This window comes from Thermomonas sp. (genome assembly GCF_019104945.1).
Lineage (GTDB): Bacteria > Pseudomonadota > Gammaproteobacteria > Xanthomonadales > Xanthomonadaceae > Thermomonas.
Map to the genome: position 1 here is coordinate 1 of NZ_JAHRWW010000047.1, position 25059 is coordinate 25059.

The 25059-nt window shown below is 56.8% G+C and carries 20 protein-coding genes; 13 read left to right on the forward strand and 7 right to left on the reverse strand.

The genetic code is table 11. From position 1 onward, the window contains the following. The first annotated feature begins 84 nt into the window (after nt 1–84). The 4 genes from KUL77_RS10870 to KUL77_RS10885 all read left to right on the forward strand — a co-directional run bounded on the left by KUL77_RS10870 (nt 85) and on the right by KUL77_RS10885 (nt 5608). The gene (locus KUL77_RS10870; RefSeq protein WP_297146955.1) at nt 85–924 is read left to right on the forward strand and encodes a ChaN family lipoprotein; all 840 of its coding nucleotides are present in this window, start codon (nt 85–87) and stop codon (nt 922–924) included. A 166-nt stretch (nt 925–1090) separates the two neighbouring features. Then, the gene (locus tag KUL77_RS10875; RefSeq protein ID WP_297146957.1) at nt 1091–2191 is read left to right on the forward strand and encodes a Glu/Leu/Phe/Val dehydrogenase dimerization domain-containing protein; all 1101 of its coding nucleotides are present in this window, start codon (nt 1091–1093) and stop codon (nt 2189–2191) included. Nucleotides 2192–2197: 6 nt separating this feature from the next. Then, entirely contained in the window at nt 2198–3355 is a 1158-nt protein-coding gene (locus tag KUL77_RS10880; protein ID WP_297146959.1) for an acyl-CoA dehydrogenase family protein, read from the forward strand. Nucleotides 3356–3505: 150 nt separating this feature from the next. Then, nucleotides 3506–5608, forward strand: coding sequence for a methyl-accepting chemotaxis protein (locus tag KUL77_RS10885; protein WP_297146963.1), 2103 nt, complete (start codon nt 3506–3508; stop codon nt 5606–5608). Here the strand turns inward: KUL77_RS10885 and KUL77_RS10890 are convergent. The 4 genes from KUL77_RS10890 to KUL77_RS10905 all read right to left on the reverse strand — a co-directional run bounded on the left by KUL77_RS10890 (nt 5598) and on the right by KUL77_RS10905 (nt 10265). Next, nucleotides 5598–6998 (reverse strand): GGDEF domain-containing protein, encoded by a 1401-nt coding sequence (locus KUL77_RS10890; protein WP_297146965.1) that lies wholly within the window; start codon nt 6996–6998, stop codon nt 5598–5600. The genes KUL77_RS10885 and KUL77_RS10890 overlap by 11 nt on opposite strands. 7 nt (nt 6999–7005) lie before the next feature. After that, complete coding sequence (locus tag KUL77_RS10895) at nt 7006–8034, reverse strand: EAL domain-containing protein (protein ID WP_297146967.1); 1029 nt, start codon at nt 8032–8034, stop codon at nt 7006–7008. Between the two features lie 81 nt (nt 8035–8115). Continuing rightward, on the reverse strand, nt 8116–8757 hold the full coding sequence (locus tag KUL77_RS10900) for a response regulator transcription factor (protein ID WP_297146971.1): 642 nt from the start codon (nt 8755–8757) through the stop codon (nt 8116–8118). Next, nucleotides 8754–10265 carry an ATP-binding protein gene (locus tag KUL77_RS10905; RefSeq protein ID WP_297146973.1) on the reverse strand — a complete coding sequence of 504 codons (1512 nt, stop codon included), beginning with the start codon at nt 10263–10265 and terminating at the stop codon, nt 8754–8756. The genes KUL77_RS10900 and KUL77_RS10905 overlap by 4 nt, the downstream gene beginning before the upstream one ends. A 304-nt stretch (nt 10266–10569) precedes the next feature. Between KUL77_RS10905 and KUL77_RS10910 the strand changes: the two genes are divergently transcribed. Beyond that, a complete protein-coding gene (locus KUL77_RS10910) occupies nt 10570–11067 on the forward strand; it encodes a chemotaxis protein CheW (RefSeq protein WP_297146975.1) in 498 nt (165 codons plus the stop codon). Nucleotides 11068–11075: 8 nt separating this feature from the next. Here KUL77_RS10910 and KUL77_RS10915 read toward each other — a convergent pair whose 3' ends face one another. Continuing rightward, a complete protein-coding gene (locus tag KUL77_RS10915; protein WP_297146978.1) occupies nt 11076–11204 on the reverse strand; it encodes a hypothetical protein in 129 nt (42 codons plus the stop codon). A 5-nt stretch (nt 11205–11209) separates the two neighbouring features. Between KUL77_RS10915 and KUL77_RS10920 the strand changes: the two genes are divergently transcribed. Genes KUL77_RS10920 through KUL77_RS10930 form a run of 3 tightly spaced genes read left to right on the forward strand, consistent with a single transcriptional unit; the run spans nt 11210 to nt 16562 of the window. Then, the gene (locus tag KUL77_RS10920; protein ID WP_297146981.1) at nt 11210–13330 is read left to right on the forward strand and encodes a methyl-accepting chemotaxis protein; all 2121 of its coding nucleotides are present in this window, start codon (nt 11210–11212) and stop codon (nt 13328–13330) included. Nucleotides 13331–13381: 51 nt separating this feature from the next. Beyond that, nucleotides 13382–14473, forward strand: coding sequence for a porin (locus KUL77_RS10925; protein ID WP_297146983.1), 1092 nt, complete (start codon nt 13382–13384; stop codon nt 14471–14473). A gap of 16 nt (nt 14474–14489) precedes the next feature. Then, nucleotides 14490–16562, forward strand: a complete 2073-nt coding sequence (locus KUL77_RS10930; RefSeq protein WP_297146986.1) for a methyl-accepting chemotaxis protein — start codon at nt 14490–14492, stop codon at nt 16560–16562. Between the two features lie 70 nt (nt 16563–16632). Here KUL77_RS10930 and KUL77_RS10935 read toward each other — a convergent pair whose 3' ends face one another. Further along, nucleotides 16633–16947 (reverse strand): energy transducer TonB, encoded by a 315-nt coding sequence (locus tag KUL77_RS10935; protein WP_297146989.1) that lies wholly within the window; start codon nt 16945–16947, stop codon nt 16633–16635. A gap of 123 nt (nt 16948–17070) precedes the next feature. Further along, nucleotides 17071–17385 carry an energy transducer TonB gene (locus KUL77_RS10940; protein ID WP_297146992.1) on the reverse strand — a complete coding sequence of 105 codons (315 nt, stop codon included), beginning with the start codon at nt 17383–17385 and terminating at the stop codon, nt 17071–17073. A 236-nt stretch (nt 17386–17621) separates the two neighbouring features. Between KUL77_RS10940 and KUL77_RS10945 the strand changes: the two genes are divergently transcribed. From KUL77_RS10945 to KUL77_RS10965, 5 genes are read left to right on the forward strand one after another with little or no spacing between them, the layout of a single operon-like run. Further along, nucleotides 17622–20336, forward strand: coding sequence for a methyl-accepting chemotaxis protein (locus KUL77_RS10945; protein ID WP_297146995.1), 2715 nt, complete (start codon nt 17622–17624; stop codon nt 20334–20336). Nucleotides 20337–20363: 27 nt separating this feature from the next. Further along, nucleotides 20364–22454: an EAL domain-containing protein gene (locus tag KUL77_RS10950; protein WP_297146997.1), complete on the forward strand. Its 2091-nt coding sequence runs from the start codon at nt 20364–20366 to the stop codon at nt 22452–22454. Next, complete coding sequence (locus KUL77_RS10955; RefSeq protein WP_297147000.1) at nt 22447–23301, forward strand: CheR family methyltransferase; 855 nt, start codon at nt 22447–22449, stop codon at nt 23299–23301. The genes KUL77_RS10950 and KUL77_RS10955 overlap by 8 nt, the downstream gene beginning before the upstream one ends. Continuing rightward, the gene (gene cheD / locus KUL77_RS10960; protein WP_297147003.1) at nt 23298–23900 is read left to right on the forward strand and encodes a chemoreceptor glutamine deamidase CheD; all 603 of its coding nucleotides are present in this window, start codon (nt 23298–23300) and stop codon (nt 23898–23900) included. The genes KUL77_RS10955 and cheD overlap by 4 nt, the downstream gene beginning before the upstream one ends. Beyond that, entirely contained in the window at nt 23900–24979 is a 1080-nt protein-coding gene (locus tag KUL77_RS10965) for a chemotaxis response regulator protein-glutamate methylesterase (protein ID WP_297147006.1), read from the forward strand. Before cheD ends, KUL77_RS10965 begins: the two co-directional genes overlap by 1 nt. Nucleotides 24980–25059 lie beyond the last annotated feature (80 nt).

Consider the following 25059-nt stretch of genomic DNA (forward strand, 5'->3'; position numbering starts at 1 on the left):
GTATCACTCGTGTATGGTTCTTGTTAGCCCGGCATTGTATCGTGCTAGTCCTCAATCTTCCGAACGCTAGCGTATCTCGCCACTATGTCTATTCGTCCCCTACCGCTTGCCTTGCTGCTAACCACCGCGCTCACCGCCTGCCAACACACGCCGACGGCGGCTCCTTCCACCGCATCGCCTGAAGTCCTGTTAATGGGTGAAGTGCACGACAACGCAGAAGGCCATGCTGCGCGCGCCAAGCTGCTGCGCGAAAAGATTGAAGCGGGCTGGCGTCCCACGATTGCGATGGAGCAATTTGATACCGATCACCAAGCCGATCTTGATAGCGCCATGCAAGCCTGCCCCGACGCCGCCTGCGTGATCGCCAAGGCTTCGCCCGGTAAATCCAGCTGGACGTGGGACTATTACAAGCCCGTCATTGCACTCGCGCTGGAATACAAGCTTCCACTATTGGCCGCTAATCTCTCGCGCAGCGAAGCCTCGAAAGTGGTGAAAAATGGCTTCTCTGCTGCGCTTTCACCTGAACTCATTGCCCGTTATCAGCTAGACCAGCTACCCGCCACTGTGCTCGCCGCGCAGGAAAAGGAAGTACGCGACAGCCACTGCGGCGCACTTCCGGAGAACTTCGTTTCCCCCATGGCCAAGGCCCAAATCGCCCGCGACGTGGTGATGACTGAAACCCTACGCACCCATGCCGCAAATGGCATTGTGCTAATCGCCGGTAACGGCCATGTGCGCAACGATATCGCCGTACCGTACTGGCTGCAGCGTGAAGGCCTACCCACCCACGCCATCGGCTTTACCGAGCCAGGCTTAGGCAACGCACCATTTGACGACAACCACAGCATTCCCGTTGCCAAGCGTGCCGACCCGTGTGCGGGCTTCAAAGCGCCCACCGGCAAACCCACTTCTAGCAAAAAATAACGCGGCCATTTACGCCCGTACCAAGGCGTATTCATTCCTTTACTTGCGAATGGCTTAGAATATGCGCGCCGAATTAAACCCCGTCGGGCCTTTCGGCGCCCAATTCCCATACCTATAGCCACCGGGATCCGCCCCTGACGCGTCGAAACCGGCCGGAGTTTTCGCAATGATCTTTGAAACGCTCGATGTGTACGGCCATGAACAGGTCGTGTTTTGCCACAACAAGGACGCGGGCCTGAAGGCGATCATCGCCATTCACAACACGGTCTTGGGCCCTGCGCTGGGTGGCACCCGCATGTGGCCTTACAAGAGCGAAGACGAAGCCTTGAAGGACGTGCTACGCCTGTCGCGCGGCATGACCTACAAAAACGCCGTGGCTGGCCTCAACATCGGTGGCGGCAAGGCCGTGATCATCGGCAACCCCGCCACCGACAAGTCGGAAGTGCTGTTCCGTGCCTTCGGCCAGTTTGTGGAGTCGCTGGGCGGCCGCTACATCACCGCCGAAGACGTGGGCATCGATGTCAACGACATGGAATATGTCTACCGCGAAACCGAATATGTCACCGGCGTACACCAAGTGCATGGCGGTTCGGGTGACCCTTCCCCCTTCACCGCCTACGGCGCGCTGCAAGGCCTGATGGCCACGCTGAATAAGAAGTTTGGCGATGAAGACGTGGGCAAGTACTCCTATGCCGTGCAAGGCCTTGGCCACGTCGGCATGGAATATGTGAAGCTGCTGAAAGAACGCGGCGCGAAGATTTTCGTCACCGACATCAATCAACAACTCATCGACAAGGCTGTATCCGAATACGGCGCAGAAGCCGTTGGCCTAGACGACATCTATGATGTCCCCGCCGACGTGTATTCACCCTGCGCACTGGGCGGCACTGTCAACGAGCAAACCCTGCCGCGCTTCAAATTCAAAGTGATCTGCGGCTCGGCCAATAACCAACTGTCCACCAATGAAATTGGTGACGAAGTGACCAAACGCGGCATTCTGTACGCGCCGGACTACGCAGTGAACGCGGGCGGCGTGATGAACGTGGCGCTGGAGCTAGACGGCTACAACCGCGAGCGCGCCATGCGCATGATGCGCACGATCTACCACAACCTCTCGCGTATCTACGAAATTTCCGATCGCGATAACATCCCCACCTATCAGGCGGCGGATCGTTTGGCCGAAGAACGTATCGAAAAAATTGGCAAGCTCAAGCTGCCGCTTGGTCGCGGCCGTACCCGCTTCCAAGGCCGTGTGCGCGGGAGCTAACTGAGTATGCGTCCATTCCCCCTTGGTGAAGACCTCGACGCCCTGCGCGATGCAGTGGCCCATTTTGCCGCTGCAGAAATCGCCCCGCGTGCGGCCAAAGCCGACGAAGACAACTGGTTCCCGCAAGAACTCTGGCCCATGCTGGGGGAGATGGGCCTGCTGGGCATGACCATCCCCGCCGAATACGGCGGCAGTGGCCTTGGCTATCTGGCGCACTTAGTGGCCATGGAAGAAATCAGCCGCGCCTCGGGCGCGATTGGTCTCTCCTACGGCGCGCACTCCAACCTTTGCGTCAACAATCTCTACGCCAACGGCAATGATGCCCAACGCAAGAAGTATTTGCCCAAGCTGTGCAGCGGCGAATACAAGGGCGCGCTGGCGATGAGCGAGCCGGGTGCCGGTTCCGACGTGGTGGGCTCGATGGCCTGCCGCGCCGAGCTCAAAGGCGACGTGTGGGTGGCCAACGGCAACAAGATGTGGATCACCAACGGCCCCGAGGCCGACGTGCTCATCGTTTACATGCGCACCGCCAGCCGCGAGCTAGGTAGCAAGTGCATGACCGCCTTCATTGTCGAGAAAGGCATGCAGGGCTTTTCCACCGCGCAGAAGCTAGATAAGCTGGGCATGCGTGGCAGCAACACCTGCGAATTGGTGTTCGAAAACTGCGAGATCCCGCAAGAGAACGTGCTGGGCGAAGTCAATAACGGTGTCAAGGTACTGATGAGCGGGCTGAACACCGAACGCTTGGTGCTGTCCGGCGGCCCCATTGGCTTGATGCAAGCCGCGATGGACATCACCCTGCCCTATGTGCGCGAGCGCCGCCAGTTCGGCCAAGCCATCGGCACCTTCGAGCTGATGCAGGCCAAGGTGGCTGATATGTACACCGCCCTGCAGTCCAGCCGCGCCTTCGCTTATCAAGTGGCGCGCGATTATGATGCCGGCCACAAGAGCCGCATCGACGCCGCCAGCTGCCTGCTGCACGCCAGCGAAGCGGCGGTACAGGTTACGCTGGAGGCGATCCAGTCACTCGGCGGCAATGGCTATATCAACGAGTTTGCCACCGGCCGTCTGCTGCGTGACGCAAAACTGTATGCCATCGGCGCAGGCACCAATGAAATCCGCCGCATGCTGATTGGCCGCGAGTTGTTTGCGGGGAATCACTAAAAACAATACGCGACCGTATTCACACTTTTAAAATGTCCTCGTGACATTAGTTTGATTCGAGTCAAGGAAGCAACAAAACACAACATTTCGTTTGGTTTGGGTAGAGATTGCGCAACCAATAATTGCGCATCTCCACTCACCTCATTCGAAATGTATCACTTCCTTTCGAACCAGCGCGTCGGCAAACGCTTGGTTTTTGCATTCGGCATCCTACTGGCTGCCATGCTTGTCCTTGGTATCACCGCCATCAAGGGCATGAATGACGTTCAAAAGCGTCTAGATACCGTTGTGCAAGTCAACAATCGCAAGGTTGTATTACTACAATCCATGCTCGATGGCACCCGACAGAGCGGGATTTTGTTACGCAACACCGTTCTACATACCGACCCAGCGTTTGCACAAGAACAAACGCGCAAACTAAAAGATCTTCGCAAACGCTTTGAAGCAGACCGTCAAGAAATAAGCACGCTTCCAAGCTCGGGGCGCGGCGGTACCCAATTGCGCGAACAAGCCTACGTCGCACGCGAAAAAGCGATGAAGATCAATGACGAAGTGTTGCGTCTTGCCAACACCGAATTCATGACAGAGGCGCGCGAATTAGTCGCCACGCAAGGTACTGCTGCAATGGAAGCATGGGCGGCGCCCTTGCTTAAAAACATTCAGCTACAAGTGGACGATAACGCCGAGAATTACACACAGGCCCAAACCGCCTATCAGCGCGCACGCAATATCACCATCGCCTTGGTACTACTTGCCATTGTCATCGGCATTATTCTCGCCACGCTCATTACCCGCAGCCTTGTCCGCCCACTCGCCCTAGCCAGCAAAATGGCTAACGATATCGCCAACGGGCAACTCAATAGCAACATTCAAGTGCAGGGCAAAGACGAAGTCACTGATCTACTGCTATCCATGCGCACAATGCAAAACCAGATCAAATCGGTGGTGAGCGCGCAGAACGAAATGGAGCGCCAGCACGAGGCAGGCGCAATTAGCTATCGAATGGACGCCTCCACATTCCCCGGCGAGTACGGCACGATGGTGGAAGGCACCAACCGGCTTATCGTTGGCCATATCGAAACCAAGCAGCAAATTATTAGTTTGGCCGGCCGCTATGCCATCGGTGATTTCAGCCAAGACATGCCGCAATTACCGGGTGAAAAGGCTGAAATCACCCAAACGATGGCCACCATCAAACGCAATCTCACCACGATTACTGCAGGACTGATCCGCTTAAGCCAATCTGCCGCCAACGGCGACTTCAGTGATCGCGGTGATGAAGGCTTTTTTGAGCACGACTTCAAAAAGATCGTTGCCAGCATGAACATGCTGATGGCCACGACAGAAGACAACCTGCACCAAGCCTCAACGCTATTGCAGGCCGTTGCCAATGGTGATCTCACCGTGCGCATGCAGGGCCAATTCAATGGCGTTTTTGCCCGTATTCGCGACGACGCCAATAGCACTGTTGACCAACTGACCAATATCGTCAGTGGCATCCAACAGGCCGCTGGCAATATCAACTCCGCCTCCAGCGAAATTGCCTCCGGCAACGACGACCTCTCGCGGCGTACCGAACAGCAAGCCGCTTCCTTGGAGGAAACTGCGGCTTCGATGGAAGAGCTGACCTCAACCGTTCGTCAAAACGCTGAAAATGCACACCAAGCCAACCAGCTCGCTCAAGGTGCAGCCAATGTGGCGGCGCAAGGCGGAAGCGTGGTTGAACAAGTTGTCAGCACGATGGGCAGCATCGAAGCTTCGTCTAAAAAGATTGCCGACATCATCAGCGTGATCGACGGCATTGCCTTCCAGACCAATATCCTTGCATTGAATGCAGCGGTGGAAGCCGCTCGCGCAGGTGAACAAGGGCGAGGCTTTGCGGTGGTGGCGTCGGAAGTTCGCGCACTGGCCCAGCGCAGTGCCAGCGCTGCAAAGGAAATCAAACAACTGATCGAAGAATCCGTTGAAAAAGTGGCGGACGGATCGCAGCTGGTACACAAAGCAGGCGCCACGATGACCAACATCGTAACCTCGGTGCAGCGCGTCACCGACATCATGGCCGATATCTCTGCCGCCTCGCAGGAACAGAGCAGCGGTATCGAGCAGGTCAATCAAACCGTCACCCAGATGGACGAAACCACCCAGCAAAACGCCGCACTGGTTGAAGAAGCTACCGCCGCTGCCCGTTCGATGGAAGAGCAAGCACGTCAACTGGTAGATGCTGTGGCGATGTTCAAGCTGGCTACGCGTTAAGCGCGGGTTCGCTAAGAATCTCTCCATCTGCCAACCGTTCGAATCGGTTTCGCCCACTCTGTTTGGCCCGGTACAGCGCGCAGTCCGCGCGCTGTACCAGTGTGGTCACCGTGTCACGCGCACTTACCTCAGCGCCCCCGACACTCACCGTGAGCCGCTGATGTGGGCACGGCCAATTGCGCACTGCTTGTTGCACGCGCTCTGCAATAACCGCCACCTGCTGCAGATTTACTTGCGCAATGAGAAGCGCGAACTCCTCACCGCCATAGCGTATCGCCAAGTCCTGTGGGCGCAGTGTTTCACGAAGCGCTTGGGCAACCCCCTGCAATGCAAGATCACCCGCTTGGTGGCCATAGGCGTCGTTATAGCGTTTGAAATAGTCGATATCCACGAGCAGCAGCACAAAAGGTGCCCCACCAAGATGGAACTCCTGCATTGCAGTCTGCATCGCCTGATCAAAACGGCGGCGGTTGCCTAAACCTGTCAGCGGGTCTGTTTCTGCATCCACCCGAAGCGATTGACTAACTTCCTTCTGACGTTCGCTGCGATCGAGCAGCATGGCCATCCCCCAAACCAGAATCGCCACCGTCCCCCCGGTGAATAATGCACCCAGCGTCGATGACACGATTACCGAAACGCCATAGCGCACTTCCAATGCTTTGAATGCAAACATATACAGTGCCGGCAGCAGCAGTGCAGGCAGCAGTAATGCCCGTGCCACCAGCCCACCTAGTGTTGCAGAAACCGCAATTTTAGTGAGCCCGCTCATAGGCGATGACGACATCCAGCCAAGTGCCCCCACCAGCAGCATGATCCCGGTTAGCCCGGGCAATTCATCCAACAGCGAGTCGCCATGCTGAGCCAAGGTGAACGCAACCGAAGCCAAGCTCGCCATCGCAATAGCCAACACCACCAGCGCAAAGGTTTCGCGCAATATCGGTGCCCGCTGTAACACCGTTAGCGCCCCCTGCCCGCCTAAACACACAAAACCAATGCCCGCCAGCATCGCCATACGTGCAGGCGCGCGCACTTCGTTTCCAAATGCAGTATCAAACCATCCGGAAAGCCCAATTAAACGGTCTGTGCCGTGGCTAGCAATAGAGTCCAGCCCCAGCCCAAGTACGCATAAAGAAGCCAGCAAGGACACCCATCGCAGTACGCTTGCACTCGGACTGAAGCAGTGTGCCAGTAAGCCAAGACCCGTAATGACAAAAGAAAACGCCGCCATGAGGCGCATCTCTTGCCCACCAATACTTGGCAGAAAGTGTGTTTGAAAATACCAGCCAAACCCCGCCAACCCACCCACTATGGCAATCAACACCCCCGCGATACGCGCATATAACTCAAAAGCACGTACCGCACGGAGATTCGGCTTAAATGCAGACTTCATGACAGGCTCAATCTGCGCAATCTGGCGAAACAGGTGGTTCAAGAGATGCTCGCGTTAAACCTAAACTGGCTTTCAACATCGTACTCATTAACTCACCTTCCTGCTCTACCGCCAAAGCACCCTGTAGTCCATTTTCTTTTAGATATGTGATCAATGTTGGCAATGGCAGCGCTTTGCTCGCCAGCCATCCCTGCATTGCATCGCAGCCATAGCGCCGCAACAGGGACATTTGCGTCGCAGTTTCCACACCTTCTGCCAAAACTGATAATTCCAAGCTATGGGCCAATCGAATCAGGCCTTTTACAAGCCGCTCGTTTTTTTGAGAGTGTTCCATTTGCTGTACAAAAGAGCGGTCAATCTTGATGGCGCGCACCGGTAAAGCACACAAATACGAGAGTGAAGAAAATCCCGTTCCAAAATCATCAATTGTCGTTCGCACGCCCATGGCTGAAAGCCGTGCAATCGTTTCAGAAGCAATGTCTTTGTCTTCAATCAAACAACTTTCAGTTAGCTCGATCTCAAGTGCCTGCGGGGGCAGATGCTTGTTTGCCAGTGCTTCGCCCACCAGCTCAACCAAATTGCGCTTGCGCAGCTGCAGCGCCGAAAGGTTGATGGCGATACAAATCGGCCACCCGTTATCCCAAAGTATGCGTGCGATACGGCAGGCTTCTTTCAAGACCCAATCACCAATCTGGGTGATCAAGCCCCCGGCTTCTGCAACAGGAATAAAGGTGCCGGGTGGAATTTCCCCACGCTGTGGGTGTATCCAGCGCAACAATGCTTCAGCGCCAACGATATCGCCGCTCAGCAGATCAAACTGCGGCTGCAGGTGCAGAGAAAACTGGTTTTGATCTCGCAGTGCAATACGTAATAGCGCCTGCAGCTCTAACCCTTCGCGTGGTAATAATGTGGGCGCGTGCGAGATCCCACGCCAACGGCGTGGTGAGAACCAGCGCTGCAGGCCGCGCCGCTTCATTGCTTTTGCCCTGTTGCCAATCGAGCCTCCTGCACCGATCTGAATAATCAATCGTTGCACTTTGCCGGCGACTCCTGCTATCAGGGATGATTTACAGCACCCGTCATCGTTCGCTTCAATTAAACCGAACTAGGCACTTCGTCACTGCACAAGCGCATTGCGCAGCGCATAGCGAATCAACTCACCATCCGTTTCAATACCCAGCTTCTGCATCAAGCGAAATTTGTGTGTACTCACTGTTTTCGGTGAAATACCCAGTGTCGTCGCAATCATCGGGATAGACTCGCCTTCGGCCAACCGTTTGAACACATCGAACTCACGGTCTGAAAGGAAACGATGCGGTTGTTCGTCGCCCTCTTGGCTGGTGTGAAATAACAGTTTCGAGGCTATCTCACGATCCACGAAATTCCGCCCACGCGCCACGTTATGAATCGCCTCGTGCAACACTTCGGGATCGCTGTCTTTGGTCAGATAGCCCGCAGCACCCGCGGCAATGGCGCGCCGCGCGATCTCGGCCTCGTTATGCACGGTCATCACCAAAATAGGCAAACTTGGCGCCTCACTACGCATCCGCTTAATCAGCTCAATGCCGCTTGGCCCCGGCATATTCAGATCCAACAGCAGCACATCGTGCTCGCCTGCCGTGGCCCCTTGCAGCACCTCACGCCCGTTCGTGGCCATTCCTGACACACGCATATCACTGGAAAGCTCAAGTACCCGCAGCAAGCCTTCGCGAAAAATCGCGTGGTCGTCGGCAATAAACACACTTGTGACTTTCGTCATACTAAAACTCCCGAAGCATCCGATAGTTTATTTGGCTTAGCCTGATGACGAAGAGCATGGCCTTCTCCCCCATTGGCAACGTGCAAACGCACACGCAATGTCGTGCCACCTCCGGCTGTTGCTGAGATCAACACATCACCAGCGTGCTGCAACGCGCGTTCGCGCATTCCCAGTAGGCCAAACCCTTGTTTGGCGATGCCCGCATCTTCAAACGACATCCCAATACCGTTATCTGCAATTTCCAATTCAAGTCGCTGCTCATCGCGCAGTGCAATCGTCACAGCAACCCGCGTTGCTTGCGCATGGCGCACTACATTGGTCAATGCTTCTTGAATAATGCGAAACGCGGCCATTTCAACATCTGCAGGCAACACCGGTTCACCCATTGGCAAATGCAGGGCGCACTCAATCCCTGCACGCCGCATAACGTTGGCTATGAGCCATTCCACCGCTGATACCAAACCTGCATCCAGCGAACCTGGCCGCAGCGCCGACACAACACCGCGCATCGTGGGCAGCATTTGGTCGATCATGGTTTTGGCATGATCAATCTGCCCCTCCAATACCGGGTCTAAATGTGCAAAGCGAATTCGCATTGCACCCAACTCCAAACGCAATGCTGTCAACAGCTGCCCCATACCATCGTGCAACTCGCGCGAGAGTGCCAAACGCTCCCGCTCTTGTAGCGCTTCCGCGTGGGCCACCAGCTTGCGCAACTGCATCTGACTTTGACGCAGCGCAGCTTCGGTGGCCTGCCGCTGCTCTCGATCAAGACGAAGCGCCTCCACCATGCGTGCCAAAGCCAATGTTAACTGCCCCGATTCATCCGCCAGCGTGCGTGGCAAGGCGACATTCAAATTTCCTTGCGCTACATCACCCGCAAGGGCCACTGCCTTTTCCATGGGCGCCATCACACGGCGCAACGTCAAAGCGCCATACAGCCAGCCCATGAGCATTGCCACCGCTGATAGCGCAAGCACACTGTACAAAGCGTGCTCGTATTCACTTCGAATGGCTTTGACCCTGGCATTGGTCGCTGCCTCTTCGCGTTGCAGAAAATCCCCAATTGCACTGACATAGCGCCGCTGTAGCGGGATCACCACATTCAAGTAATGTGCACGCGCAGCAGTTGGCTGCTCCTGCAATAGATTAAACAGCGCATCCTGCTCTGCCCAGTAATTACCGCGTAGCGTGTCCATGCGGTCTAATGCAGCGGTGCTCTCTTGTGATGCGCGGCGAAGCTGGAACCACGCCAAGTTATCGGTTACCTCTATGCGTACTACGCGCACCTCGCGTAGCCCTGCCGGGATGCGCCCCGGCTGCAGCAGCATCTCGCCCATCAACCTTGCGGTTTGGTTGGCCGCATCCACCAACAAATTCGCACGCTTTAGCCGAGGCAGACTTTCCTGGGTGACTTGTTCAACCTGTATATGCAAATGCCGAAGTTGCACCAGCATCACCACCACAACCACGCCCCAGAACGCCAGTAACGCGTATAGGATCCGCATTAACCGGGTTCGCATCAAAAGCGTTGGAGCAGGCGCAGCAGTCAAAAATCACCCTGACGTAATTGCCTTATCGCCCCTTAGATTACTGTACCGATCAGTTCCAAATATGACCCACGTCAAATTTTGCGCCGTTGTCCGAGACAACGCTTAATTTCCGTTCAACAAGCAAAGCCTCAGGCGTGAACCACGCCCCAGTTCCAAGCAAGACTTGCTCTTTTCCTAACCGGCAAGGCTATACTCAAGCAAATACAGTCCCTGCCGTTCACGTGGTTGCCCACGCTCTTTATCCTCATCAGGATTGACCATGAACACACCTGCTGCGCAAATCAACACCGCTGGAACCATTAGTGAGTTCCTCACCTTCACCCTTGGCAAAGAAGAGTACGGTGTGGATATCCTGAAAGTTCAGGAAATTCGCGGTTACGACTCCGTCACCCGCTTGCCCGATGCCCCCGACTACATCAAAGGCGTCATCAATCTACGCGGCACGATCGTTCCAGTGATCGACATGCGCGTGAAGTTCCGTCTTGAAGCCAAGGTGGACGCACTCACCGTGATGATCGTGCTGAACGTTGCCAACCGCGTTGTGGGCATGGTGGTAGATAGCGTGTCCGACGTAGTGCAGCTTGGTGGCGATCAAATTCGCCAGATGCCCGAAGTAGGCACCGGCATCGACCGCCGCTACCTCACCGGCATTGGCGCACTTGAAGAACGCATGCTAATTCTGCTGGATATCGAAGGCCTGATGACCAGCACCGATATGGGTCTCGTGGTCGATGAAGCGGCTGCGCAGGCGGCGTAAATAAAGCCTTACAAACGCGCAGCCAGCGCGCACAGAGTAAACGTGATGCCGGTTGCGAAACCGGCATTTTTGTTTTCAATCACTCGTTTTTCGACATTGCAGCCGATACTGTCACCACGCCAGTTTTCTAACGACATAAAAAATGAATCGTTCCCGCTCTTGGCTCACTCGCTTGAATGACCTTCCGGTTAAAAGCAAACTGATTTTGCTCATTTTGATCAGTGCTATCGGCATCGTCAGCATCGCGGTAACTGCAGCGCGCCTGCAATACCTTGACGTGAACAGCACGCGTGAAACTGCGCTGCGCATCCGCATTGAGCTAGCCAAAAGCGTTTTTGACTACTACCGCCAAGAAGCCGAGACAGGAAAGATCAGTGTCCAAGACGCCAAGCAGCAGGCACTCACGGCGCTTGGCTCGATGCACACCGAAGACGGTGACAACTACTACTACGTGCTCAACGACAAAGCGACGATGCTGATGCACCCGGTCAATCGTGACCTAGTCGGTAAGAATCTTGATGATTACCGCCTTGAGAGCGGTGAACGCCTGTTTCATGATCAAGTGCAAGCAGCAAAAACGGGCACTGGCTTCACCACCTACTCTTGGCCCAAGCCCGGCCACGGCGATAAGCCCGTTCTGAAGAAAACCTACTCCAAATTTTATCCGGAGTGGAATTGGGTGGTGGCCACCGGCATTTACATGGACGATGTGCAAAGCCAAGCATGGCGCTTTACTGGCCTGATGACCTTGGCCGGAGGCATTCTCATTATTCTGCTTTTGGGCATTAGCTGGTTTATTGGCGATCGCATTGTTAAACCGCTACAGCGCGCCACCGCAACAGCGAAGGCGATTGCTGGCGGCAACCTTTCCAATACGCTGGAGCAAACATCCAACGACGAATGTGGCCAGCTTTTGGGCAGCATGCGCGTGATGCAAGACCGCATTCTTGCAGTGCTGGCCGCATTAACAGAGATGGCGCGTCAACACGATGCTGGCACCGTTAGCTACTTGATGGACGAAAGCGCATTCCCCGGCGAGTACGGTGTGATGGTGCGCGATACCAACGCACTTGTTGACTCCCACGTAAAGGCAATCCTTGGCGCTTTAGCCATTATGAAGCGCTACTCCGTTGGCGATCTCTCTATTGATATCGACCGCCTACCTGGCGAAAAAGCAGTAATGCATGAAACCGTTGATGCGGTTAAAGCAAGTCTTTTAGGGATTAGTAACGAGATCAACCACCTTGCTGCAGCAGCAGCGAATGGCGATTTCAGCCAGCGCGGCAACGAGACGCACTACCAGTTCGTCTTCCACGATATCGTGACAAGTTTCAACCGCCTAATGACAACGGCGGAAAGCAACCTGCATCAAGTCTCTGGCGTACTCAAAGCCATCGCCGAAGGCGACCTAACTGCACGCATGGAAGGAGACTTCCACGGCGTGTTTGCGCAGATGCGTGATGACGCCAATGCCACCGTGGCCCAACTCACTAATATTGTGACCGGCATCCAGCAGGCCGCCGACCATATCAATTCTGGGGCCAGCGAAATTGCCAGCGGCAACGATGACCTCTCGCGGCGCACCGAGCAACAAGCGGCGTCACTGGAAGAAACCGCCGCCTCAATGGAAGAACTCACGTCTACTGTGCGCCAAAATGCAGAAAACGCCCGCAAAGCCAACCAGCAGGCACAAACTGCTGCACAAGTGGCAGCACACGGGGGTAGTGTGGTGAATCAAGTGGTCACCACCATGCACGACATTGAAAGTTCGTCCAAAAAAATTGCCGACATCATCAGTGTGATCGACGGCATTGCCTTCCAAACCAATATCTTGGCGCTTAATGCCGCCGTAGAAGCGGCACGTGCGGGCGAACAAGGCCGTGGGTTTGCGGTGGTGGCCAGCGAAGTGCGCGCACTAGCGCAGCGCAGTGCCACCGCAGCCAAGGAAATCAAGCAGCTCATCGAAGAATCGGTGGATAAAGTCGCCGGTGGCTCGCAGCTTGTGCAGCAAGCGGGCAACACCATGAGTGAGATCGTTGCATCCGTCCAACGCGTTACCAGCATCATGGCTGAAATTAGCGCGGCCTCGCAGGAGCAAAGCAGCGGCATTGAACAGGTGAACCAAACCATCACCCAGATGGATGAAACCACCCAGCAAAACGCCGCATTGGTGGAAGAAGCCACCGCCGCCGCACGCTCGATGGAAGCCCAAGCGCAGCAACTTACCCAAGCCGTGGCCGCTTTCCGTCTAGCGATGCGTTAACAATTTTTGTACGCTCACGCCCAGTTCTATCGCTGTCTTTTGGAGACCCCGATGTATCGCTTCCGTCTGCGTCATGCCCTGCCCTGCGCCCTCGTTGCCGTCGCCCCGCTCACCGCCTTGGCGGCCGATGCCCCGTTCGATATCGCGCCCATTGCCAATATTCAATACGAATGGGGGCAAACCGACCCAACGAACGGCCCCAGCGTGTCCGATACCGATTTCCGCCGCGCCCGCTTTGGCTTCAGCGTCAAAGGTCGTAGCAAAACTTGGCAGATGGTGTTTGACCACGACTTCGCGGATAAAACTCCACCGGATGCGTTTCTGCTGATCACCCCTTCGGACAACCAGTCCTTCCGTATTGGCCAGTTCAAGCAGCCGTTTGCGCTGGAAGACGCCATTGCCGACAAGCAAACCGCTTTTCTTGAAGCCTCCCCCGTGGGCGCTTTTGTTATTAGTCGCCGCATCGGGTTGGAATACGCCCGCTGGGGTAAGCGCGGAACGTTCAATGCGGCCGTCTTTGGCCATCGCTTAGATGGCACCAGCGACTCCCCTGGCGTCACCCTACGCAGCACTTGGCTACTGCGCTCCAGCAAGGAAGAAAGCGCGCACATCGGCTTTAGTCTTGCCAGCGAATCACCCAGTAATGACAAGGCCAGCTTTAGTCTCAACGCTGGCACTACACTGAACAGCCTAAAAACTGCCACCACCGGCTCCATCTCCGGCGTGGATCGCATCGACCGCATGGCCGTAGAAGGCCTGTGGGTGCGCGGTGCATGGTCGCTGCAAGGTGAAATCGCCCAAGTCACTCTGCAGCGCGACCTAGGCAACATCCACGGCAGCGCAGGCGATGTGCAGCTAACTTGGTCACCCACGGGCGATGGCCGCAACTACAAGCGCGGCGTGGCCACGGCTCCAACACCCAAAGGCCACGTTGGCTGGGAGCTTGCATTGCGCTACGGCACCATGGATCTAAACAGCGGCCCAGTGAAAGGCGGCCATACAGAAAACTGGGGCTTGGCCGCCACCTGCTACCCGCACCCTAATGTGCGCATTATTGCGAATTTGCTACAGTTCAATGGCAGCCGCATGGGGATCAGCAATAATCCATTGACGGCTGGCGTACGGCTGCAATTCACCTACTAATTTCCGGAGATCGACCATGCTTCAGAATCTCACGATCGGTAAGCGTTTGATCATCGGTTTTTCTGCACTGGCAATCTTGATTTTGATTACTGGCATTTTTGCCGCGCAGCGCATGGGCACAACACAAGATGAAGTACGGAAATTCACTTCCGTAGAAGTGCCGCAAATTCGCGCACTGGGGCAATTGGCCACCGATATTGCTGAATACCGTGTCAGCGAGCGTGGCCTTGTGGCCAGCCAAGATGACCCCGAAAAAATGGCCGAATATGGCGCTGAAATGGCTTCTGGCAGCCAATCTATCGAAAATCAGATCAAAGCCTATAAACCCTATGCAGGCGACACCAAAGACATGGCGCTGCATAAAACCATTTTGGCCAATTCAGAGAAATACTTCACTAACAGCCGCAGCATCCAAGCTGCGTTAGTAGCCGGTGACATGGCCCCTGCCAAAGCTGCAGGTGATTTACGGCAAGCCACCGCAGATGCCATCGGCAAACTGCTCGAATACCGTGTGGAATGGCTCAATAAAAATGTCGCGGAGCAAGAAGCGCGTTATCAGCGCAACCTGATGACGATTCTAGTGCTTGTACTGATTGCCCTAATTGTGGCGGGTGTTGCAGCCGTCACAATTACACGTTCGGTTGTTCGTCCACTCCATGATGTCGTCGGCGTTGCTAACGCCGTGGCTAAAGGCAATTTCGATCAACGCCTTAGCTACGACGACCGCAGCGAAATTGGCGATCTTGCCCGCGCCATGCGCGGCATGACCGGAACCTTGCAGGAATACTCCAAGGCGCAGGCTGAGCAAGTAAATCAGTACAACGCAGGCAACGTCGATTTCACCGTGGATGAAAGCCGTTTCTCTGGTGCCTATGCACAGATGGTGGCGCAAACCAATGCCATGGTGGGCGCATTCAACGCCGATACGCGCCATATTCTGGACATTGTTGCCGCCTATGGCAGTGGCGATCTCTCCCGTGATATCCAGCGCTTCCCGGGCGCCAAAGCCGCCGCAACCAACGCTGTAGATGCTGTCAAAGCCAGTCTGTTGGCAGTCAATGCAGAACTGAAACGGCTGGTGGACGCTGCCGTTGCCGGTGATTTCTCGCAGCGCGGCAACGCGTCGCGCTTCCGCTTTGTGTATGCCGAACTGATCGAAGGCTTAAATGCACTGATGACCACCGCCGACCATGGCATCAGTGAAGTGGGTGAAGTGCTTTCCTCCGTGGCCGACGGCAATTTGACCCGCCGTATCGACACCCAGCTTCCAGGCCGCTTTGGCGAACTGGCCGACGACACCAACCGCACCGTGGCCCACCTCACCGATATCGTGGGGCAAATTCGTACGGGTAGCGAATCCATCAATTCCGCCGCTGCAGAAATCGCCCGCGGTAATGAAGACCTTTCGCGTCGTACCGAACAGCAGGCGGCAGCGCTGGAAGAAACCGCCTCGTCAATGGAAGAACTGACCTCCACCGTGCGTCAAAACGCCGACAATGCCCGCCAGGCCAATCAGCTCGCACAAGGCGCGGCCAACGTCGCCTCTGAGGGCGGCGCTGTGGTGGAAAAAGTTGTCACCACGATGAGCGCCATCGAAGCTTCATCAAAGAAGATCGCCGACATCATCACCGTAATCGACGGTATCGCCTTCCAAACCAATATCCTAGCGCTGAACGCTGCTGTAGAAGCCGCGCGTGCAGGTGAGCAAGGGCGCGGGTTTGCAGTGGTGGCAGGTGAAGTGCGCGCACTGGCGCAGCGCAGCGCAGGCGCCGCCAAGGAAATCAAACAACTGATCGAAGAGTCGGTGGACAAAGTGGACGAAGGCTCCACCCTCGTGCGACAGGCAGGCGGCACCATGAGCGAAATTGTGACTTCAGTGCAGCGTGTGACCGACATCATGGCCGATATTTCTGCCGCCTCGCAGGAGCAAAGCTCCGGCATCGAACAGGTCAACCAAGCCATCACCCAAATGGACGAAGGCACCCAGCAGAATGCCGCGCTGGTGGAAGAAGCATTCGCCGCCGCGCAAAGCATGGAGCAGCAGGCAGAACAACTCGTGGGCGTGGTGGCAGCCTTCCGTACCCGTTAATCTTTCCTCTTCCCCACAAACAAAAAACGCGCCCGTCGGCGCGTTTTTTGTTATCTCGGTACTGTGCGGTTCAGAGCTTGAATTCCAGCTTGACTCTGCCGTTTTTCTCACCCGGTGCAAACTCCCACTGCTTCACCGCCTTAACAGCCGAAGCAACGAAGGTGCGCCCAGGTTTTGCGTCCACAACCGACACGTCGGTTACTTTGCCATCTGGCCCCACGGCATACTCTACTTCCACATAGCCCGTGGTACCAGCACGCGCCGCTTCTGGCGGATAAACAGGGTCCACACGCTTGGTGGGGTTACCCGCCACCACTGGAACAGACACCAGCACCGCCGCAGCCACTGCGATAGGCACCAAGAAACGCTGAAAATGTCGGTTCATGATCAATCTCCTTCAACAAACGCGCCAATAGCGCTTTCAATATGGCATCGGCTAAAACTACACCATCTTGAGGCTAAACCTACGTTAGTTTGCCGATTTGAGCAGCCGATCACACCCTAAAAATTACTGTTTGAATTCCAGCTTGATCTTGCCATTGGAAGCACCTGGTGCGAACACCCACTGCTTCATCGCCTTCACCGCCGCTGGAACAAAGATACGGCCCGGCTTGGCGTCCACCACCGATACGTCCGACACCTTACCATCGGCTGCTACGGTGTATTCAAGCTCGACATAGCCGGTTGTGCCTGCACGTGCGGCTTCAGCCGGATACACTGGGTCAACCCGCTTGATCGGGCTATTGGCTGCAGCCGGAAGAGAAAGCCCAACCGCAAGAGCAGCGGCAGTGAACACCAAGGAACCACGGAAGGAACGACGCATGGGAACACCTCTATGAGAAAAGTCATGTGCAATTACGCACCGGTAGGCATAGGATCAAGCAAAACCTCCGCCCATTAAGGAACCCCACCTGAACACTGCGCGTTCTGCGGCCTGCATCACGGCGAAAACTTGCCGTAGTTCGCAAACTTGCACTCTGTTTTCCTAAGTTTTCCCCACTTACGCCGTTAGTAGTGGAAGATAGCCCCAATTAAGCGCGTATTCACAGGATTCTCGCAATGCAAAACAATGCCTCCGCCATCGACGGTCTGCTCGCCCCCGCCACCCGCCTAATGGGCAAACTGCGTTTTTCGCAGAAGGCCATGCTGATTGGTGCCGTATTCACCCTCACCTGCGCGATCTTGGCCGGGCTGGTATTGAACAACGCGTTCACTCAGATGCGAGAGGCCAAAGTGTCTCGCCAAGCAACAGTGGGGTTGGACACACTTCACGATGTGCTGCTGGATATCCAAGACTACCGCCAACTGCGCGCACGCAAGCTGGCCAACGACGCCAGCGTAAATGATCAAGCCATTGCAGATATAGCAGCGGAGGTGGATAAAAATTTAACCGCCTACAATAGCTGGCTGGCACAGACAGATTTCAACAGCACCCGCCTAACGGAAACAAGCAAAGCGACGGATGCCGCTTGGAAAAAAGCGCAGTCCCCCGACGCCGCAGTCAGTATCGAGGCGAGCACGACAACATTAGATGCACTGCGGGTTGAAATTGATGAACTCGCGTTCTCCACTATTACCGCCACCGCTGCCGACCTTGCCATGCTGCGTGGTGGTGAAATCAGCGGCAGCCTGATGCCGCAGCTGTCCGGCGCCACCGGCAAACAGTCCACTGTCGGCATCAAGGTGCTGGGCGAAGGCGGGATTTGGGTAGCCGATCGCACCGCGCTTGCTGTGCAAAAAAGCATGCAAGACTACATGCTGATTCGCATTGCAGAAGCCAGCAAAGCCGTTGAAGCAGGGGTGGCAAACGGTAAAACCGTATTCGGCAAACCCATGGCCGACGCCCTAGCCGCGCTCAAAAAGCAAAACACCATCATTCAAGAGCGCATTTTGGATGCTGAAACCCCGGATATGCCGGTGGCCGAGTTTGCGCAGATGGAGCGTGACACCCGCATTGCGATGAACAAGGCGCTGAAAGCCACCAATGCTGCCATCAATTCTGCCAGTGATGCGTATGTTGCTTCGTTGCAACGCACCACCATCTTCACCCTGCTGGGTGTTTTGATCGCGCTGTTGGTTTCTGCCTATCTATTTATCGGTTTTATTCGCGGCACGCGTACAGCACTCAACACCATCGCAGCCGGTGCCAAGTCATTGGCCAGTGGTGAGTTCTCAGAAAAAATTCGCGTTGATACCCAAGACGAACTCAATGATATTGGCCGCAGCATGGAAGATATGGCGGGTTCGCTGCGCAAGTTTGCGCAAGCCCAGCAGTATGTCTTTCAACAGCATGAGGCTGGCGATATCGACTCACGCCTAGAAGCCAAGCAGTTCCCCGGCGCTTTTGGGGTCATGGCCGAGCAAGTCAACTCCTTGGTTGGCACGCATATTCAAACCAAGATGGACGCCATCAGTATTGTGGCCGACTACGCGCGCGGCGACCTTTCGCGCACGATCGCGCGTTACCCTGGCCAAAAAGCCCGTGTAACCGAAGCTGTGGATTCGGTGAAGGCCAATACCGAAGCCGTGCTGGCCGAAATCAAGACCTTGGTAGATGCCGCCGTGTCCGGCAATTTCACCTACCGCGGCGATGCGCAGCGTTTTGAGTTTGTCTATCGTGACCTGATCGACGCCCTCAACACGCTGATGTCCACCGCCGACCAAGGCCTCACCGAAGTAGGTGGCCTACTCTCTTCCGTGGCCGACGGCGATCTCACCAGCCGCGTCAACATCAAACTTCCAGGCCAGTTTGGCCAGCTCGCCACCGACGCCAACCGCACCGTGGAAGGCCTGTCGCAGATCGTGGGGCATATCCGCCTAACCTCCGACGGTATTAGCGCTGCGGCCGGTGAAATTGCTGCCGGCAATAGCGACCTCTCCGCACGCACCGAGCAACAGGCCGCCGCTTTGGAAGAAACGGCATCCTCGATGGAACAGCTCACCTCCACCGTGCGCCAAAACGCCGACAACGCCCGCCAAGCCAATCAACTGGCACAAGGTGCGGCAAGCGTTGCGGTACAAGGCGGCGAGGTGGTGAGCCAAGTGGTCAACACCATGAGCGCGATCGAGACTTCATCGAAGAAGATCGCCGACATTATTACGGTGATCGACGGCATCGCCTTCCAAACCAATATCCTGGCACTGAACGCCGCAGTGGAAGCCGCGCGCGCAGGTGAACAAGGCCGTGGTTTCGCGGTGGTGGCGGGTGAAGTGCGGGCACTGGCGCAGCGCAGCGCCGGGGCCGCCAAAGAGATCAAGCAGCTCATCGATGAGTCGGTGGGCAAGGTGTCCGATGGCTCGGCCTTGGTCAACAAGGCGGGCAGCACCATGAGCGAGATCGTCAGCTCGGTGCAGCGCGTCACCGACATCATGGCCGACATTTCCGCGGCCTCGCAGGAACAAAGCAGCGGCATCGAACAGGTCAACCAAGCCATCACCCAGATGGACGAAGGCACCCAGCAAAATGCCGCATTGGTGGAAGAAGCATCCGCATCGGCCGAAAGCATGCGCCAACAGGCCGGGCAGCTGGTGGACGCGGTTTCGGCGTTCAATATCGGTGGTGCGCAGCCCAGCAAACGTTCACCCGCGCCAGTTGCAGCAGCCCCCGCTCCGGTAGCACCGCGTCCAGCCCCTGCTGCACGCAGCGCAGCGCCCGCACCGGCTAAGCCGAGGGCGACCGTAGCGTCTGCTGCTAAACCCGCCACGACACCGCCGCCTGCGTCGCGTAAACGCGCAGCAGAAACCGATGGTGATCAACACTGGCAGGAGTTCTAAAATCTTCTAAACTGCGCGCAGATGAGAATGGATATTTCGCTCGCACGCACTGTTGAAGCTGCAGCATCGGCCGTCTCGGCGAAGGACTCGTTGAACGGCGTGCTGTCGCTTGCCAGGGCTGCTTTTGACCCGGCCCCCATTGCCGTCATCATTGCATGTGACGGCGATGTGCTGCGGCCATTGGCTTGGCAAGGCCTCGCCATGAGTGAAGCGCCGCTGGCCAGCAATGATCCGCTTAACCAATACTGGCCCGCGCACCGCCCCGTTGAAGTATTTCACGGCGCGCACGCCAGCCTGTTGCCGGGTGCGCAATTTTACGCGGGCATTGCGCTTGTCGATGACGAGCAGCAACCGCTTGGCCTGCTGGCCGTGGCCAGCTTGGTTCCACACCAAGAGCCAACACCGGCGCAGCTCAGCCTGCTTGAGCACACCGCGCACATCGCTGCATCGCTCTTGCAACATCGCCAAAATCTGCGCCGCGCCGCCATCGTGGCGCAGGCCAGTGAACACGTGCACGAGGGCATCGTTATTTGCGACGCACAAGGCTGCGTGCGCTGGATCAATGCAGAAGCACAGCGGCTGGTTCCTGCGCTCAGCGTTGGACAACCGTTTATGGACGTGTTTCCAAGCCATTTACAGGAAAATGCCGCTGCACTCACGCAGTGGCTCAGCACACCTGAAAACAGCGCCCGTCAGCAGCTTCACTATTTAACTGCAGACGGGCAAACGCGTGTTTTGGAAGTCGCGCGCTCGCATTGGAATTACGAACAAGAGCGTGGTTACACCCTGCTACTGCACGACATGACCGAAGCCGCTCAGCAGCGCAGCAAACTCGATCATCTCGCCCATTACGACTCACTTACCGGCCTACCCAACCGCAATGCGCTGCTGGCTGCGCTTGATGAGCACCCGCACTGGGGGGTTGCGCTATTAGCCATCGACCGGTTCAAATGGATCAATGACGGCCTCGGCCATAGCGTGGGCGATCTCGTCTTGCAGGCAATGGCCGACCGGCTGTATCCCTACCGCGATGCTGCCACCTGCATCGCCCGCGTTGGTGGCGACGTTTTTGCCATCGCCTGCAGCGATGAGCGCTTCGCCCCGGCAGGCAGCCGCCATGCCGATATATTCGTGCGCGAAATGATGCTGCTGCTAGAACAGCCGTTGCACATCCACGGCCACGAAGTGCGCGCTGAAATCAGCGCCAGCGTGGCGCTGCGCCGTGATGTGCAGGCCGAAGCAGACCTTTTAGCCTGCGCCGACTTGGCCCTTAACCGCGCCAAAGCAGCGGGTGGCCGCCAACTCAACCGCTACGTTCCGCATATGCGTATCGATGCGTTGGCCCGCCGCGACCTTGACCTCGAACTGCGCCGCGCATTTGCCCATAGCGAGTTTGAAGTACGCTACCAGCCGCAGGTCGAACTCCTTACGGGGCGCATCTGTGGCGCCGAAGCACTGCTGCGCTGGCAGCACCCCACGCGCGGCCTAGTGCCTGCCGGTGAGTTTATCGACATGCTTAGCCGCAGCCCGCTGGGGGTTGAGGTTGGCCGCTGGGTGATGCAGCGCGCCTGCCTCGATGCCATGCAGTGGCCAGACGTCACCACCTCGGTCAGCATCAACCTATTCCCGGCGCAAGTGGATGAAACCCTCGTTGATGCAGTTGAAAATGCACTCAACTTCTCGGGCCTTCCTGCAAATCGTTTAGAAATTGAAGTCACCGAAACCACCGCACTTACCCAAGAAGGGGCCGGGGCACGCGCCCTAGCCCAGCTGCGCACGCGCGGCGTCAACCTTGCTTTTGACGATTTCGGTACCGGCTACGCCTCGCTCTCGACCCTGCAGCGTTTCCGTATCGACCGGGTCAAAATCGACAAAAGCTTCGTCCACGGCATGCTTACCAGCAGTGAAGACGCCGCCATCGTGCGCTGGATCGTGATGCTGGCTCGCGCCTTGGGGCTGCGCGTGGTAGCAGAAGGCGTGGAAGACCAGCACCAAGCCGATCTTTTACGCGGATTAGGCTGCGACGAAGCGCAAGGATATCTGTATGCTCAGGCCTTGGATGCAGCGTCATTTTCAGAACGCTTGCGCACACAACTAGCTGAGGATCCCCATGGCTGACCCTGCAAGCGAGCGCGATACATCCGGGATCAGTTTCGAGTTCAACGACCGAGACTTCCGCCGCGCTTGCAAAATGATCTACGCCCGTGCCGGCATCCACTTAGCCGACCACAAACGCGACATGGTCTATAGCCGCCTCTCGCGGCGCATCCGGGCGCTTGGCCTCAACTCCTTCGCCGATTATTTGGACGTTGTAGAAGAAGACCCCGAGCGCGAAGAGCAGTCGTTTATCAACGCGCTTACCACCAACCTTACCTCGTTTTTTCGTGAAGCCCACCACTTCGATGCACTGCGCGAGCAGCTGCGTAAACTTCCGCGCGGTGATGTCATCGACATCTGGTGCTGCGCGGCGTCCACCGGCGAAGAACCCTGGACGCTCGCCATTACCGCCTGCGAAGCCTTTGGCTCAGACACGCCCCCAGTGCGTATTTTGGCCACCGATATCGACACCAATGCACTGACCACCGCCACCACCGCCCGTTACGGCAACGACCGCATCGCCGACCTTTCCATTGAACGCAAACGGCGATTTTTCCTGCGCGGAAGCGGCCCCAACGAAGGTCTAGTCAGCGTTAAGCCTTTCTTACGCAAACTTGTCGAATTTCGCCAACTGAATCTACTCAGCCCCGATTACGGGCTGCGCCAGCGTTTTACGGCGATTTTTTGCCGGAACGTCATGATCTATTTCGACAAACCCACCCAGTACGAAATCCTGAAGAAAGTGGCCCCACTCTTAGCCCCGGGTGGCCGTTTCTATGCGGGTCATTCTGAAAGCTTTGCCCACGCCTTAGATATCATGCAGCCTTGCGGCCGCACGATTTATCGCGCCGCATCGGATGCGCGATGAGCCCACTCGCCCCAGCTAGTCTGCAGCGCCCGCCACCTCCTGCGGGCAGCTACTACGACCCTACACTCGACACCTACGTCGTTAAGCTGCTGCCTGCTGATTGGAAAGTGTCCACCGAGGAAGTGGCGCTCGCCACCGTATTAGGCTCGTGCGTGGCCGCCTGTATTTTCGACGCAACATCGCGCATTGGTGGCATGAACCACTTCATGCTGCCCGACGCCGCACCAGGCGATGGCAGCGCCCGCTACGGCGCGCACGCGATGGAACTTTTAATTAACGCTATGCTGAAACAAGGGGCCTCGCGCCCGCGCCTGCAGGCGAAAGTCTTCGGCGGCGGCAACGTCTTGCCGGGCATGACCCTTGACCCCATCGGCACGCGCAACGGAAACTTTGTCTTAGATTATCTAAGTGCAGAACGTATTCCGATCGTGTCACAGGACTTGTTCGGCGTTCAGCCCAGAAAGGTTGTTTTTTTTGTTCGAACAGGGCGTACTCTTATCAAACGTCTTCCGGCAGCAGTGGAAATCACCCGCGCAGAACGCGCCTACCGCAGCCAGTTGGCCCAAAAACCCGTGGCAGGTTCTGTGGAGTTGTTCTGATGACCTCGCTTTCCCAACGTTCCGGTAGAGTTCGCGTATTGATCGTGGATGATTCCGCGCTCATCCGTCAGGTGCTGACCGAAATTCTCTCGGAAGACCCCGGTATTGAAGTCGTGGGCACGGCTGCCGACCCGTTGATTGCACGCGAAAAAATCAAGCAGCTCGAACCCGACGTACTCACCCTCGACGTTGAAATGCCGCGCATGGACGGCCTCACCTTCCTGCAAAACCTGATGCGGCTGCGCCCCATGCCGGTAGTGATGGTGTCCTCGCTCACCGAGGCTGGCGCGCAGGTCACCCTCGATGCCCTAGCACTGGGTGCGGTCGATTTCGTCACCAAGCCCAAGCTTGATATTCAGCGTGCATTGACAGGCTACGGCGCTGAGCTCTGCGAGCGTGTGCGCACCGCCGCGCGAGCCCACGTTCGCCGGATCGCCCCACCTAGCAGCAGCGGCGGCACGTCCAGCAGCGTCGCGCAAGCCGCCCCCATTAAATACCGCACCACCGACCGCTTGATCGCCATTGGTGCTTCCACCGGCGGCACCGAGGCCATTCGCGCCATTTTGGAGCAGATGCCCGCCGATGCGCCCACAATCGTCATCACCCAACACATCCCAGCCGCCTTCAGCAAACCGTTTGCCGAGCGCCTAGATCGCCACAGCCGCATGACTGTTGTGCACGCGGAAGACGATATGCCGCTGCTCGCAGGCCATGCCTACGTGGCCCCCGGTGGTCTGCATCTGCGCGTGCAGCGCAGCGGCGCACGCTGGCGCTGCCGGTTGGGTGAAGATGACCCCATCCGCCGCCACCGCCCTAGTGTTGACGCATTATTTGAGTCTGTTGCGCAAGCCGCCGGGGCCAATGCTAGTGCGGCCCTACTCACCGGTATGGGCGATGATGGCGCCCGCGGTTTGCTCACATTGCGCAAAGCCGGCGCTGCGACTATCGTTCAAGACGAGGCCAGCAGCGTGGTTTGGGGTATGCCGGGGGCCGCTTTTACCCTTGGTGCCGCGCAACAAGTGCTACCACTTCACGAAATTGCAAAAGCGTTGCTCACAAGTACTTCAGTTGGAAGCTAATGCCATGGACAATAGCCTAAGATGTTAAAGAAAGTACGCGGCCCCGCCGTTATCCCCCTTGTATTACTGCCGAGATAGAC

Excerpts from the sequence above, each read along its gene's own strand:
- KUL77_RS10870 (WP_297146955.1), top strand. The coding sequence starts at position 85 with ATGTCTATTCGTCCCCTACCGCTTGCCTTGCTGCTAACCACCGCGCTC.
- KUL77_RS10875 (WP_297146957.1), top strand. The coding sequence starts at position 1,091 with ATGATCTTTGAAACGCTCGATGTGTACGGCCATGAACAGGTCGTGTTT.
- KUL77_RS10880 (WP_297146959.1), top strand. The coding sequence starts at position 2,198 with ATGCGTCCATTCCCCCTTGGTGAAGACCTCGACGCCCTGCGCGATGCA.
- KUL77_RS10885 (WP_297146963.1), top strand. The coding sequence starts at position 3,506 with ATGTATCACTTCCTTTCGAACCAGCGCGTCGGCAAACGCTTGGTTTTT.
- KUL77_RS10890 (WP_297146965.1), bottom strand. The coding sequence starts at position 6,998 with ATGAAGTCTGCATTTAAGCCGAATCTCCGTGCGGTACGTGCTTTTGAG.
- KUL77_RS10900 (WP_297146971.1), bottom strand. The coding sequence starts at position 8,757 with ATGACGAAAGTCACAAGTGTGTTTATTGCCGACGACCACGCGATTTTT.
- KUL77_RS10905 (WP_297146973.1), bottom strand. The coding sequence starts at position 10,265 with ATGCGGATCCTATACGCGTTACTGGCGTTCTGGGGCGTGGTTGTGGTG.
- KUL77_RS10910 (WP_297146975.1), top strand. The coding sequence starts at position 10,570 with ATGAACACACCTGCTGCGCAAATCAACACCGCTGGAACCATTAGTGAG.
- KUL77_RS10915 (WP_297146978.1), bottom strand. The coding sequence starts at position 11,204 with ATGTCGTTAGAAAACTGGCGTGGTGACAGTATCGGCTGCAATGTCGAA.
- KUL77_RS10920 (WP_297146981.1), top strand. The coding sequence starts at position 11,210 with ATGAATCGTTCCCGCTCTTGGCTCACTCGCTTGAATGACCTTCCGGTT.
- KUL77_RS10925 (WP_297146983.1), top strand. The coding sequence starts at position 13,382 with ATGTATCGCTTCCGTCTGCGTCATGCCCTGCCCTGCGCCCTCGTTGCC.
- KUL77_RS10930 (WP_297146986.1), top strand. The coding sequence starts at position 14,490 with ATGCTTCAGAATCTCACGATCGGTAAGCGTTTGATCATCGGTTTTTCT.
- KUL77_RS10935 (WP_297146989.1), bottom strand. The coding sequence starts at position 16,947 with ATGAACCGACATTTTCAGCGTTTCTTGGTGCCTATCGCAGTGGCTGCG.
- KUL77_RS10940 (WP_297146992.1), bottom strand. The coding sequence starts at position 17,385 with ATGCGTCGTTCCTTCCGTGGTTCCTTGGTGTTCACTGCCGCTGCTCTT.
- KUL77_RS10945 (WP_297146995.1), top strand. The coding sequence starts at position 17,622 with ATGCAAAACAATGCCTCCGCCATCGACGGTCTGCTCGCCCCCGCCACC.
- KUL77_RS10950 (WP_297146997.1), top strand. The coding sequence starts at position 20,364 with ATGGATATTTCGCTCGCACGCACTGTTGAAGCTGCAGCATCGGCCGTC.
- KUL77_RS10955 (WP_297147000.1), top strand. The coding sequence starts at position 22,447 with ATGGCTGACCCTGCAAGCGAGCGCGATACATCCGGGATCAGTTTCGAG.
- cheD (WP_297147003.1), top strand. The coding sequence starts at position 23,298 with ATGAGCCCACTCGCCCCAGCTAGTCTGCAGCGCCCGCCACCTCCTGCG.
- KUL77_RS10965 (WP_297147006.1), top strand. The coding sequence starts at position 23,900 with ATGACCTCGCTTTCCCAACGTTCCGGTAGAGTTCGCGTATTGATCGTG.